Source organism: Nannocystis exedens, from assembly GCF_002343915.1.
GTDB classification, from domain to species: Bacteria; Myxococcota_A; Polyangia; order Nannocystales; family Nannocystaceae; genus Nannocystis; species Nannocystis exedens.
In genome coordinates this window covers 5,038,097-5,050,659 of record NZ_NETK01000001.1, presented here as the reverse complement: position 1 = coordinate 5,050,659, position 12,563 = coordinate 5,038,097, and the positions used below count along the sequence as shown (strand labels likewise).

Genomic DNA, 12,563 nt, shown 5'->3' with positions numbered 1-12,563 from the left:
TCTCTCCGGACGTGCTGAGATCGTCGTGAAACGGCGGTCCTGGGCGGCGCCTCGCGAGCGCTCGGTCCGGCCGCAGCGGGTCCTGCGACGGGGACGGGAGGCACGCCTGCAGGCGAGGCCTCGCGGACCACGAGCAGGTGCAGCGGCTGCTCCAATCCAGCGACGTCTCGCTGCGCGCCGGCGCTAGACCTTGCGAATCGACGAGGTGGCCGCGAGCAGGTCGTTGCCGCTACTCGCCGGTCCGCGCGCTCTCCCGGGGAGACGCGAGCGAGACCCCGGAGACGACGGCGTAGCAGCGGTGGCCGGGAGCAGGACACGGCCGCTCGAGCGCGCCGCCGGATGGCAGCCGACAGCGGTACGGCGCCGACCGTCGATCGGCGGCCGGCAGAGACCTCGCGCGAGGCCGGGGCAGCAAATATTGAAGGACATGTCCTTTCGGGCATGTCCTTTAATCACTCCAGAACGAGTACATGTCCCGAAAGACATGCCCCATTTTACAAGGGGACCTCAGATGTCGAGGTTGCGGGCGTTGAGGGCGTTCTGCGTGATGAACTCGCGACGCGGCTCGACGTTGTCGCCCATGAGCACGGCGAACACGTTGTCGGCCTCGAGGTTGTTGCCGACGCTGACCTTGAGGAGGGCGCGGCGGCTCTTGTCCATCGTGGTCTCCCACAGCTGCTCGGGGTTCATCTCGCCGAGGCCCTTGTAGCGCTGGATCTGCAGGCCGCTGCGGCCGAGCTCGCCGATGTGGTGGACGATGTCGAGCAGGCGCTTGGGGGTGGCCACCACCTCGCCCTTGCGGCGCAGGGCCAGGTCGCCGGTGCCGTAGTCGACCAGCTGGCGGCGAATCTTGAGCAGCTCGGTGAGCTGGTAGCCGCCGAGCAGCTCGACGTTGACGAGCTCGTCGTGGCGCACGCCGTCGACGAAGATCTGCACGCGGAGCTGCTTGCGCGCGGGGTCGGTCGGGTCGGCCTCGACGGAGATGTCGATGGTCGGGTTGTTCTCGATCCGCGGGGTGACCTCCGCCTTGAGCGCGGCGCCCAGCGCCGTCACGGCGGCCTCGTCGGTGAAGCTGGCGGCCAGGTTAACGTCAGCCTCGAGCTTCTCGACCAGGAACTCGACGACCTGCGACCGGTGCTCGCGCGCGAGCGACTCGACCAGCTGCTTGTACCGCGCGCCCTGGCGGGCGATCGCGGCGAACACCTCGCCCGAGACGACGTGGTTGCCGATGGCGAGCTCGAGGTCGCCGACGGCGTTGTTGATGATGAACTCGTCGAGCGCGGCCTCGTTCTTCAGGTAGGTCTCGACCTTGCCGGCCTTGACCTTGTAGAGCGGCGGCTGGGCGATGTAGAGGTGCTCGCGCTCGATGATCTCGGGGAAGTGGCGGTAGAAGAACGTCAGCAGCAGCGTGCGGATGTGCGAGCCGTCGACGTCGGCGTCCGTCATGATGACGATGGTGTGGTACCGCAGCTTGTTGATGTCGTAGCTGTCGGGGCCGATGCCGGTGCCGAGCGCGGTGATGAGGGTGATGATCTCCTGGCTGGAGAGCATCTTGTCGACGCGCGCCTTCTCGACGTTGAGGATCTTGCCACGCAGCGGGAGGATCGCCTGCGTCCGGCGATCGCGGCCCTGCTTGGCCGAGCCGCCGGCGCTGTCACCCTCGACGATGAAGATTTCGGCGTGCTCCGGGGCCTTCTCCTGGCAATCGGCGAGCTTGCCGGGCAGCGACAGGCCGTCGAGGATGCCCTTGCGGGTGATGGTCTCGCGGGCCTTGCGGGCGGCCGCGCGGGCGCGGGCGGCGAGGATCGCCCGCTCGACCACGAGCTTGGCCGAGCGCGGGTTCTCCTCGAGGTACTTGCCGAGCTCCTCGGTGACGACGGTGGACACCAGGCTGGTGACCTCGCCGGAGACCAGCTTGTCCTTGATCTGCGAGCTGAACTTCGGGTCAGGGTGGCGGATCGAGACGATGGCGACCAGGCCCTCGCGCACCTCCTCGCCGGCGAGGTTGGTCTTGTGGGCCTTGAGCTGGCCGCTGCTGTCGGCGTAGGCGTTGACGACCTTCGTCAGCGCGGTGCGGAAGCCGGTGAGGTGGGTGCCGCCGTCGCGGTTGGCGATGTTGTTGGTGAAGCAGAGGATCGTCTCCTGATAGGCGTCGGTCCACTGCATGGCGATCTGGACGCCGAGCGTCTTCTGCTCGCCCTCGTACTCGAACTCGATGTCGCGGTTGAAGGCGATGAGGTCGCCGACGGCCTCCTTGTGCTGCGCGAGCAGCTTGACGAAGCTCGGGATCCCGCCCTCGCCGTCGAACACCTTCTCGCGGCCGCTCCGGAGGTCGCGCAGGTGCAGCCGCACGCCCTGGTTGAGGAAGCTGAGCTCGCGGAAGCGGTTGGCCAGGACCTCGTAGTCGATCTCGGTGGTGCTGAAGATCAGCGGGTCGGGGTGGAAGTGGACCCGCGTGCCCCGTCGCTCGGTGCGGCCCGCGACCTCGACGCCCGTGACCGCGTCGCCGCGCTCGAAGCGGACGTTGTGGACCTTGCTGTCGCGCCAGATCTCGAGCTTCAGCCAGTCGGACAGGGCGTTGACGACCGAGACGCCGACGCCGTGCAGACCGCCGGAGACCTTGTAGTTGTTGTTGTTGAACTTGCCGCCGGCGTGCAGGACCGTGAGGATGACGATCGCGGCGTCCATCACCTTGCCGCCGACCTCCATCGGTCCGACCGGGATCCCGCGCCCGTCGTCGTCGACGGAGACGGAGTTGTCGGGGTGGATGGTGACCTCGATGTTCTTGCACCACCCGGCGAGGGCCTCGTCGATCGAATTGTCGACGACCTCGAAGACCATCTTGTGGAGGCCGGAGCCGTCGCTGGTGTCGCCGATGTACATGCCGGGCCGCTTGCGGACGGCCTCCAGACCCTCGAGCACGGAGATCGAGTCGGCGTTGTAATCGTCGGCGGGAGCTTGCGTCTTGTCGACTTCTGACATGGGAATTCCCAGGGCGCGGGCGACGGCCCTGCGGCTGAAAACAGCGTCCGGATCCTACCACCCGAAGGTCGCGCGTGCCACGCCCAAACAGGCGTTTTTCCCGGTTTTAGGCCGGTTACGGGCCGCTGTCGCCGCCGAGTTTGATGTGACCCTTGTCGACTTCGATGTAACGGCAATCGCCGCCCGCCGGCAGGCCGATGAAGTGCGGGGCGGTGGTCGTGAGGACACACTGGCCGGCCTCGCGCAAAAGGGCCTCGAACAGCTGCGCAGAACGCTGTGGGTCGAGTTCGCTCGAGACGTCGTCGAGCAGCAGCACCGGGGCCTCACCGGCTCGCGCGCGGGCGTCCTGCAGCTCGGCGATCTTGAAGGCGAGGATGAGCGCGCGCGCTTGCCCCTGGGAGGCGAAGGCTCCCGCGTCCTGGCCGTCGAGCCGCACGTCGAAGTCGTCGCGGTGCGGGCCGACGGTGGTGGTACCGCGCATGAGGTCGTGCCGCCGCGCGCCGCGCAGAGCCTCGGCGAGGCGCGTCTGCGGGTCGGCCGACTCGGCCCCGGGCTCGCCCGCGAGCCTCGTGACGTACTCGAGGGTGACGCCGAGGTGCCGGCCGTGGATCTGCGCGAAAGCCTCGGCGAAGGCGCCGCGCAGGTCGGCGAGGAGTCGCTCCCGGCGGACCCATATGCGGGCCCCGGCGGCCGCCAGACCGGCGTCGTAGGCGTCGAGGAGGGTGTCCTGCTGACCGCGCGCGATGCCGGCGTCCTCGCCGCGCAGGACGCGGTTCCGCGAGCGCAAGAGCTTGTCGTAGTCGGCGATGTCGGCGATGTGCGCGCGATCGCGCGCGAACAGCGCTCGGTCGAGAAACTGGCGCCGGCCGGTCGGAGAACCGCGCAAAACGCCGAGGTCCTCGGGGGTGAAGAGGATGGCGCGCAGGCGACCGTAGAAGTCGGGGCCCGAGCGCACGGTCTTGCCGTCGGCGACCGCCAGGCGCCGGGTCTGGCGCGCGGTGCGGGTGAGGTGGACGGCGAGCCTGGTGCCGAGGCCGAGCTGACGGTCGTGCCCGCTGACCTCGACCCGCGCCTCGGCGGCGCCGTGCCGCACCAGCGGCCCGAGGTCGGCCGAACGGAACGACCTCAAGGTGGCGACGAGGTAGAGCGCCTCGAGGATGTTGGTCTTGCCGACCCCGTTGGGGCCGTGCAAGACGGTGAAGCGGGCGCCGAAGTCGAGGTCGCCGGCGGCGAAGTTGCGGAACTCGCGGAGACTGAGGTGTTGCAGCAGCACGCGCGGGCACCGAGAGGCGAGACCTGTCCCGAAGGTCAGATCCGCATGGGCATGACGACGCCGAGGAGGTCGACGCCGTCGACCGGACGGACGACGCAGGGGTCGAGCTCGCCCTGGAAGTCGAGGTGGACCTGCTTGGCGTCGATGGCCTCGAGGACCTCGATCAGGTAGCGGGCGTTGAAGCCGGCGACCAGCGGCTCGCCCTCGAAGTCGATCTCGAGCTCCTGGTGGGCGACGCCGAGGTCGGGGTTGTCCGCCGTGAGGTGCAGGGTGCCCTTGTCGAGCTGGACGCGCACGGTGGCGGTCTTCTCCGGGGCCATGACCTCGGCGCGCTTGAGGGCGTCGACGAGCTCGTCGCGGAGCGCCGTGACGCGCCGCTTGTGCTCGCCCGGGATGACCTTCTCGTAGGGCGGGAAGACGACGTTGTTGAGCTTGACCGAGAGGGTGAGGTCGGCGGCCTGGACGAAGATGTGCTGGCCGTCGACGGCGAGGCCGACTTCACCCTGGACGCGGTCGAGCACGCGCTTGATCTCCAGCATGCCCTTGCGCGGGATGATGATGCCGCGGTCGAGCTTGGGGCCGGCGAGCGGGAGGCTGTACTTGGTGAGCCGGTGGCCGTCGGTCGAGACCATGGTGCCGGTGGCACCGTCGCACTCGAACAGGACGCCGTTGAGGTTGACCCGCGCCTCGTCGGTCGACACGCTGAACTGGGTCCGCTGGATCAGGTCGGTGAAGGCGTGGCCAGGGATGGTGATGAACTTCTGGCCCTTGGGGTCGGGCAGCTCCGGGAAGTCGGTGTGGACCTGCCCCATGAGCTTGAAGGAGCTGCGCGCGACCGATAGCTCGGCCCAGTGGTTCTCGGCCGACTTCACCCGGATCGGCTTGTTCGGCAGGGTGCGCACGACGTTGTGGAGCGAGCGGACGCCGAGGGTGAGCGCTCCCGGGGTCTTCACCTCGACGGGGATGCTCTCGGTGATCGAGATCATCATGTCGGTCGCGCTGCACACGAGGCGGTTGTCCTTGGTGGTGCGCAAGAGGACGTTCGCCAAGATCGGCATGTTGTTGCTGCGCTTGTCGGCGACGGTCTGCGCGAGCGCGAGAGCGGAGAGGAACCTGGCTTGATCGATCTCGAATTCCATCGAGGCCTCGGGAGGATGTGGGCGGGAGATTTATTAAGGGTTTAAGGGAAATTTTTAAAGCTCGTCCTCGTGATCGTCGCTGTGAGTCGGGGGGAGAGGCGGCGATCGGTCCGAGATGATTGGTGGATCCGGGAATCGGCGGGGGGTGAAAGAGCGGTGAGCGAAGCCAGAGTTACCCCCGACGCAGGGGCGAGGCAAGGGTCCCCAGGTTGTTCGCAGGCTGTTCCACAGATCGTTGTGGAAAGCGTGCCCGCGGCCGAGAAAGCACAAAAAGCCGGGCCGCTCGGGGCGGCTCGGCTGATGGCGAGACAAAAGGTGGCGGGGCTGGCGGCCGCGTGCGGCGTCGTATCCCCGCGGCGGCGAGACAGAGACAGCCGCGGAGCTGGAATTGCTTGCTGGACTCGAGGTCGGCGAAGTGCGCGCTGGGACGGCGGGGCGGCGAGGCGCGCCGGGCGAGGCGAGCCGCTCAGGAGGCCGTGGCGAACGTGACGATCGAGACGGCCAGGGCAGCCGATCAGGAGGGCAGCTGGGCCGCGTGGGCGGGCTCGTGGGCGAGGAGCTGGCGCAGCGCGGCGACGGTCTCGCGGAGCTCGCTGTCCTCGCTCTGGATGCTCTCGATGCGCTTGCAGGCGTTGATGACGGTCGAATGGTCCTTGCCGCCGAAGCGCAGGCCGATTTCGGGGAAGCTGGCGCCGGTGAGCTGACGGCTGAGGTACATGGCGATCATCCGCGGGCGGGAGATGCCCTGGTGGCGCCGCGGGCCCTTAAGGTCGGCGATCCGGACGGAAAAGTGGCTGGCGACGACCTTTTGGACGCTCTCGATGCTGATGGGCGCCGGCTGCGCGGGGGCGGCCGAGACGCCGAGCGCCTCGCTGACGAACTCGCGGCTCAGGGGTCGGTTCTTGAGCGCGGCGAAGGTGGAGACGCGGACGAGCGAGCCCTCGAGCTCACGCACGTTGCTGCGGACGTGCGTGGCGAGGTGGAGCGCGACGTCGTCGGGGAGGTCGATGCGATCGACGTCGGCCTTCTGCTTGAGGATGGCGACGCGGGTCTCGAGGTCGGGGGCCTTGATGTCGGCGACGAGGCCCCAGTTGAGGCGGGAGATCAGGCGGTCTTCCATGCCCTGCATGTCGCCGGGCATGCGGTCGGCGGTGACGACGATCTGCTTCTCGGCCTCGTAGAGGGCGTTGAAGACGTGGAAGAACTCGTCCATCGTGCGGTCGCGGCCGGCGATGAATTGGATGTCGTCGATGAGCAGGACGTCGCACTGCTCGCGGTAGCGGGCCCGGAACTGGTCGAACTGGTTGAAGCGGACGGCCGAGATGAACTCGTTCATGAACCGCTCGGCGCTCTGGTAGACGATGCGCAGGTGCGGCCGGTGGACGTGGATGTGGTGGCCGATCGCGTGCAGCAGGTGGGTCTTGCCGAGGCCGACTCCTCCGTAGATGAAGAAGGGGTTGAAGCGGGCACCCGGGTCCTGCGCGACCGACCAGGCGGCGGAGGCGGCGAGCTCGTTGGAGCTGCCCTTGATGAAGTTGGAGAAGCGGTAGCGGCTCGACAGCCCGATCGGCGGCAGCGCGGGTAAGGGCGGCAGCGGGGGCGGGGGCGGTTCGGGCTCGGCCCGGGGCTCGGCGGCGGTAGCGCTCGGAGAGGCTTCGGCAGCGGCGGAGATGTCGATCTCGATGTGGTAATCCTGCGCCGTGCGCGCGCGGAGCTCGTCGAGGACCACGTCACGGTAGTGGTTCTCGAACCACTCCTTCATGAACCGGTTGGGAGCCGTGAGAAGAAGGCGCTGGCCCTGAACCTGGCGCAATTCGAGCGGCCGGATCCAGAGGTCGTAGGTCTGTGCGCCGAGCCTCGGCTGCAGTCCTTGAATCGCCTCGCTCCAGATATTGGTCATGAAGCCTCCGTCCACAGGTTCCGAAGCCCTGTGGATTGCGTGAATTGCCCAATAGTCTCGGATAGATCGCCGAATCGGCTCGGCGTCTCTCCACATCTGTGAATTTCAGGACCGGCGCGGGCCGGGAAGAAATTGCAGGGCCCGGGGCAAAATTCGGCCTGCCGGGCCGGAGACAACTAGGGCTAACTGTCCGGTCTGGGGGGTGACCGTGGAGCAACTGTCCGGTCTTTGCTGTCCGGTCGCTCCGGTCGCTGAGGTTCCAGTCGCGCCGCGCCCGGGGGGCGGCGACGCGGGAGGGCTCTTTTACTCGGGCGGTGGGAGGGGGGGCAAGGGAGGAAGGGCCGGAAAGTGCAAGTGCTGGAAATTGTTAGGGAAGGTGGGCGCTTGCCGCGCGGGATCTGCGCGGTATCGATCTGCCGCGGGAGCCAGGTCGACCCTGGCACCGACCCTGGGCCGAGCGTAATCCCGTGCTGTGGGGGAGGGTGGTAAAGCGCCTCTCCAGGCAAGCGACTTTGCGTGGGTCGGGGCGCGGAAGTTGGCTTGTGGAGCCGACGAGAGGGGCGCACTGAAAGTCGCGTCTCGCCGTCGGACCGGTCGCGGAGCCGGCGCGGCTTTTTCGTGGGGACTGAACAAATGAGGCGGGGGCCGCTGTTCTGAGCCACTTTGGTAATGTGAACTACTGTGGAGGCGGAGCGTCGCGAGCGATTCGAGCGTCGCTGGTGACATGAGGTGGTGACATGAGAGGGATCGCAGGGCTGCGGACGGGCCGCCGCGCGGGCAGGCGTTTGACAGGAGGGAGGTCCGCTGGTATCGATCCGGCCCCTTGTTCACAGGCGCTCGTCCGGGGCAATTCCCGCTTCCGCGACGACGCAGCCGCCGAGTCACCCAGGGAACGTCCCGATGAAGCGCACCTACCAGCCCCACAACGTCAGCCGCGCCCGTACGCACGGCTTCCGCGCCCGCATGTCCACCCGCGGCGGTCGCCAGGTCATCGCGGCCCGTCGCCGCCGCGGCCGCAAGCGCCTCGCGGTCCAGCTCAGCGGCAAGTGAGCCGCGCTGGTTCTGGACTGTCGGGATGAAGCCAGAAGGGTTCCCTGCGATCTTCCGGTTGCGGAAGCGCAGGGACTTCTTGCGGGTCCAGAACGGCGGACAGAAACACCACACGCGACACTTCCTCGTGTTCGTGGCGCCGGCCGGTCAGACGCCGGCGGGCGACCAGCAGAATAGAGTCGAAGAGCCCGCTGCGATGGTTCGCCTCGGCATCACGGTGACGCGAAAGGTCGGCCCGGCCGTCGTGCGAAATCGCATAAAGCGCCTCGTACGCGAGGCTTTCCGGCGTAAACGCAGCCAGTTCGCGTCACCGTGCGATATGGTCTGGGTCGCCAAACAGAGCGCGTCGACCGTGCGCTATGCTGAAGTCGTGGCGGCGATGGACGCCATGTCTCGACGAATCTCTCCGCGGCCCGCCGGGCCGGGAACACCTCCACGGCCCACCGGGCCTGGACCTCTGCCAGGGTCGTCTGCGTGCTAGGGCGCATCATCATCGCGTTGATTCGCGGCTACCAGGTGGCGATCTCGCCGCTGCTCGGGCCGTGCTGTCGATTCACGCCGAGCTGTTCGCGCTACGCTTGCGCGTGCATCGCCGACCACGGAGTGCTACGCGGCGGTTGGTTGACCGCGCGGCGGCTGCTCCGCTGTCACCCGTGGCACCCCGGGGGCGTCGACTTGCCGCCGCCGGCTTTACCACCCGAAAGCTGCTGAGCCGTGGATTTACAGCGTCGTACCCTGTTGGCGATCGTCTCGTGCGTCCTGATCTGGCTGGTCTACGAGCGCTTCTTCGCGCCGCCGCTGCCCGAACCCCAGCCGCAGCCGGCGGCCAGCGCCAAGAAGGAAGAAGCCGACGCCAAGGCCGCGGAAGAGCGGGCTGAGGAGCGCAAGGCGGCCGCGGCGCCCAAAGTTCCCGTCGCCGACCACCGCCTCAAGACCGAGCTGCTGGCGCTCGACGTCACCAACCACCGCGGCCTCGTCCGCGGCACGGAACTGCTCAGCAAGCACTTCATCAACCCCGACGGCAAGGGCGAAGACTTTCTGAAGCTCGACGGGAACCGCAGCCTCGTCATCGGCTTCGACGGCTCGGAGACCGACTTCAAGTTCCCGCGCGACCCGGCGTGGGAGCCGACCGGCAAGAGCGACACGCAGTGGGCCGTCGCCTTCAAGAACGGCGACGTCGAGGTCAAGGGCACGCTCGACCTGACGAGCGGCTACGAGGGCACGCTGACGGTCGACGTCGCCAACCGCTCGGCCGAGACGCAGCAGCACCGCCTGACGCTGCTCAGCGCCTTCGGCATCGGCGCCGAGAACAGCTACGACGTCCATCGTGGCGTGTGCGCCACGGCCGACGACTGGGAGGCCTACACCCCCAGCGACGTGAAGGACAGCTCGGGCGAGGTCCGCGGCCGGATCCGCTGGGCCGCCCTCGACAGCAAGTACTTCGCGTCCGCCGTGGTGCCGACCCCCGAGGTCGCGGTCCAGTCGTGCCGCGTCGGCCAGACGACCGACGGCAAGGCGCTGACGACGACGCTGGCGGTCGAGCCGGTGACGCTCGCGGCCGGCGAGTCGCATCAGTACGTGTTCGGCGTCTACTTCGGCACGAAGGAGCTCGAGCGCCTGGAGAAGTACCAGGCCGTCCCGGGCGTCCACCTCGAGGACATGATCGACTGGGGCTGGTTCGGCGGCCTCAATCGCCTCCTCGGCGAGTGGATGATCTGGCTGCTGCGCGCCTTCTACAACCTCACCGGCGTGTGGGGCGTGGCGATCATCCTGCTGACGATCGTGGTCAAGGTGCTGACCTTGCCGCTGACGTTCAAGCAGATGCGCTCGATGAAGAAGATGCGCGAGATCCAGCCGGAGCTGGAGGAGATCAAGAAGAAGTACGGCGAGGACCGCGTCCGCCAGGCGCAGGAGATGCAGGCGTTGTTCCAGCGCGCCGGCGTCAACCCGCTGGCCGGCTGCCTGCCGATGCTCATCCAGCTGCCGATCTGGATCGCGCTCTACGCGACCCTCAACACGGCCGTCGAGCTGTACCGCGTTCCGTTCCTGTGGCTGCCCGACCTGACCCAGCAGGACCCGTACTACATCCTGCCGCTGGCGATGGGCGCCCTGATGTACATCCAGATGAAGGCTACCCCGTCGGGCGTGGACAACGAGCAGGCGCGGATGATGGCGTGGATGATGCCCGTCATCTTCACCGTCATGATGCTCTTCCTCCCGTCCGGCCTCGGGGTTTATATCTTCGCCAACGTGTTGCTGTCGCTCATCCAGACCCTCATCCAGGTCCGACCGACGCAGACCGCGGCCGTGAAGAAGTCCTAGGAGGCGATCCCCAGCATGCCCGAAGCCAACGTTAACGACGCGCAGCTCAGCGCCGACGAACGCTACGCCAAAGCCGTCCCCGTCGTCCGCTCCTTCCTCGAGTCGGTGCTCGGCCTCCTCGGGGTCGAAGTCGAGGTCGACATCGATGTCGAAGAAGACGGCCTCCACTGCGACCTCAACACGTCGGAAGAGGACGGGGGCCTGCTCATCGGCCGTCACGGCGCCACCCTCGACGCGCTGCAGTACCTGACGCTCCGCGTCCTCCAAGCCGAAGGCTTCGAGCGCATGCGGATCACCCTCGACGTCGGCGGGTACCGCATGCGCCGCGAGAAGAGCCTCCGCGAGCTCGCTCAAGGCATCGGCCAGAAGGTGCTCAGCACCGGCAAGCCGTACCACTTCGACCCGATGAGCGCGATGGAACGCCGCGTCGTCCACCTCGCCCTCGTCGACGTCAACGGCCTCCGCACCGAGTCCGAAGGCGAGGGCCGCTTCCGCCACGTGGTCGTGTTCCCCGCCCGCGACGGCGACCCGCCGCGCCGCGGCGGCAACGGCTTCGACGACGCCCGCGCTTGACCCGGCCGCGCGCCTCGCAGAGCCCCGATTCGACGATCGTCGGCGTCGCCACCGGAACCCCCGACGGCGGCGTGGCGATCGTCCGTGTCAGCGGACCCGAGGCGCGCTCGATCGTCGAACCAATCGTCGAGACGCTCCCGCCGCCTCGCACCCTCGCCCGTCGCCGCCTGCGCGACAGCGAGGGCGCGGCCGAGGACGCGCTCGTGGTCTGGATGCCCGGACCGAAGTCGTTCACCGGCGAGGACGTGATCGAGTTGCACGTCCACGCCGGCGCGCGCAACGTCGGCCGGATCGTCGCGGCGCTGCGAGAGCGGGGCGCCCGGGCCGCGGGGCCCGGCGAGTTCACGCGACGAGCCTTCGAGCACGGGCGACTGAGCCTTGAGCAGGCGGAGGGGATCGCGGCGCTGATCGCCGCGCGCACGTCGGCGGCGATCGACCAGGCACGTCGACTGGTCGCCGGCGAGCTCGGTCGCGAGGTCGAAGCGCTGCGCAGGGCGGTGGGAGATCTCCGGGCGGAGATCGAAGCGAACCTCGACTTCCCCGACGACGTCGCCGACGGCGACGTGAGTCGCTGGCGCGAGGAGTTGATGCAGCACGAGGCGACGGCGCGAGCGTGGTTACGGAGTTTCGCCGCCGGACAGCGAGCGCGTGAGCGTGCGCGGGTGGTGATCGCGGGGCCGCCCAACGCCGGCAAGAGCGCGCTGTTCAACGCGCTGCTCGGCCGATCGCGCGCGATCGTCTCGCCGACGCCGGGGACGACCCGCGACTACGTCGAGGCGGAGCTGCTGATCGACGGGCTCGAGGTGGTGGTAGTCGACACCGCCGGCCTGCGCAGCGCGACGGACGACTCGATCGAACACGAGGGGATCGGCCGCAGCCGCGAGCAGATCGCCGGCGCCGAGCTGGTGCTCTGGCTCGAGCCGGCCGAGGCGGCGCCGACCGAGGCGGCGGTGCCGGAGGGGCTGCACGTGGAGAGCAAGCGAGACCTCGGCGCGCGCCGCCCCGACTGGCTCGGGGTGAGCGCGCAGACCGGCGAGGGGCTGGAAGAGTTGCGCGCGCAGATCGCCACGCGGGTGCGGGGCGACGAGACGGCCCCGTGGATCGGGCTGGCACGTCACCGCGACCGGGCGTTTGATGCGGCGGCGGCGATGGCCTCCGCGCAAGGGTTGCTCGAGCGCGCAGCGCCGCTCGAGCTGGTGGCGTTCGAGCTCGGCGTCGCGGAGCGCCAGCTGGCGGAGATCACGGGTCGCGACGCGCTCGGGCCGGTCGGTGAAGATGTGCTCGGGCGGATCTTCAGCCAGTTCTGCATCGGCAAGTGAGGCGC

10 protein-coding genes are annotated in these 12,563 nt (G+C 68.6%); 6 read left to right on the top strand and 4 right to left on the bottom strand.

What is annotated here, in order from left to right; genetic code table 11:
* Positions 1 to 507 precede the first annotated feature (507 nt).
* The 4 genes from gyrB to dnaA all read right to left on the bottom strand — a co-directional run bounded on the left by gyrB (position 508) and on the right by dnaA (position 7,294).
* Entirely contained in the window at positions 508 to 2,982 is a 2,475-nt protein-coding gene (gene gyrB / locus NAEX_RS19830; RefSeq protein WP_096329055.1) for a DNA topoisomerase (ATP-hydrolyzing) subunit B, read from the bottom strand.
* A 115-nt stretch (positions 2,983 to 3,097) separates the two neighbouring features.
* Positions 3,098 to 4,255 (bottom strand): DNA replication/repair protein RecF, encoded by a 1,158-nt coding sequence (gene recF, locus NAEX_RS19825; protein WP_170135853.1) that lies wholly within the window; start codon positions 4,253 to 4,255, stop codon positions 3,098 to 3,100.
* Between the two features lie 35 nt (positions 4,256 to 4,290).
* Complete coding sequence (dnaN, locus tag NAEX_RS19820) at positions 4,291 to 5,394, bottom strand: DNA polymerase III subunit beta (protein WP_096329053.1); 1,104 nt, start codon at positions 5,392 to 5,394, stop codon at positions 4,291 to 4,293.
* A gap of 514 nt (positions 5,395 to 5,908) precedes the next feature.
* Complete coding sequence (gene dnaA, locus NAEX_RS19815) at positions 5,909 to 7,294, bottom strand: chromosomal replication initiator protein DnaA (protein WP_170135852.1); 1,386 nt, start codon at positions 7,292 to 7,294, stop codon at positions 5,909 to 5,911.
* A gap of 900 nt (positions 7,295 to 8,194) precedes the next feature.
* Here dnaA and rpmH point away from each other — a divergent pair.
* From rpmH to NAEX_RS19785, 6 genes are read left to right on the top strand one after another with little or no spacing between them, the layout of a single operon-like run.
* Entirely contained in the window at positions 8,195 to 8,344 is a 150-nt protein-coding gene (gene rpmH, locus NAEX_RS19810) for a 50S ribosomal protein L34 (protein ID WP_096329051.1), read from the top strand.
* Positions 8,345 to 8,369: 25 nt separating this feature from the next.
* Positions 8,370 to 8,825 (top strand): ribonuclease P protein component, encoded by a 456-nt coding sequence (gene rnpA / locus NAEX_RS54575; protein ID WP_096329050.1) that lies wholly within the window; start codon positions 8,370 to 8,372, stop codon positions 8,823 to 8,825.
* On the top strand, positions 8,819 to 9,055 hold the full coding sequence (yidD, locus tag NAEX_RS19800) for a membrane protein insertion efficiency factor YidD (RefSeq protein ID WP_096329049.1): 237 nt from the start codon (positions 8,819 to 8,821) through the stop codon (positions 9,053 to 9,055). Before rnpA ends, yidD begins: the two co-directional genes overlap by 7 nt.
* Before the next feature lie 3 nt (positions 9,056 to 9,058).
* Positions 9,059 to 10,666 (top strand): membrane protein insertase YidC, encoded by a 1,608-nt coding sequence (gene yidC, locus NAEX_RS19795; RefSeq protein WP_096329048.1) that lies wholly within the window; start codon positions 9,059 to 9,061, stop codon positions 10,664 to 10,666.
* Between the two features lie 15 nt (positions 10,667 to 10,681).
* Entirely contained in the window at positions 10,682 to 11,239 is a 558-nt protein-coding gene (locus tag NAEX_RS19790) for a Jag family protein (protein ID WP_096329047.1), read from the top strand.
* The gene (locus NAEX_RS19785) at positions 11,236 to 12,558 is read left to right on the top strand and encodes a tRNA modification GTPase (RefSeq protein ID WP_211302435.1); all 1,323 of its coding nucleotides are present in this window, start codon (positions 11,236 to 11,238) and stop codon (positions 12,556 to 12,558) included. The genes NAEX_RS19790 and NAEX_RS19785 overlap by 4 nt, the downstream gene beginning before the upstream one ends.
* Positions 12,559 to 12,563 lie beyond the last annotated feature (5 nt).

Bases quoted from the DNA above. Each gene is read 5' to 3' on its own strand.
- gyrB (WP_096329055.1), bottom strand. From the start codon at position 2,982: ATGTCAGAAGTCGACAAGACGCAAGCTCCCGCCGACGATTACAACGCC.
- dnaN (WP_096329053.1), bottom strand. From the start codon at position 5,394: ATGGAATTCGAGATCGATCAAGCCAGGTTCCTCTCCGCTCTCGCGCTC.
- dnaA (WP_170135852.1), bottom strand. From the start codon at position 7,294: ATGACCAATATCTGGAGCGAGGCGATTCAAGGACTGCAGCCGAGGCTC.
- rpmH (WP_096329051.1), top strand. From the start codon at position 8,195: ATGAAGCGCACCTACCAGCCCCACAACGTCAGCCGCGCCCGTACGCAC.
- rnpA (WP_096329050.1), top strand. From the start codon at position 8,370: ATGAAGCCAGAAGGGTTCCCTGCGATCTTCCGGTTGCGGAAGCGCAGG.
- NAEX_RS19790 (WP_096329047.1), top strand. From the start codon at position 10,682: ATGCCCGAAGCCAACGTTAACGACGCGCAGCTCAGCGCCGACGAACGC.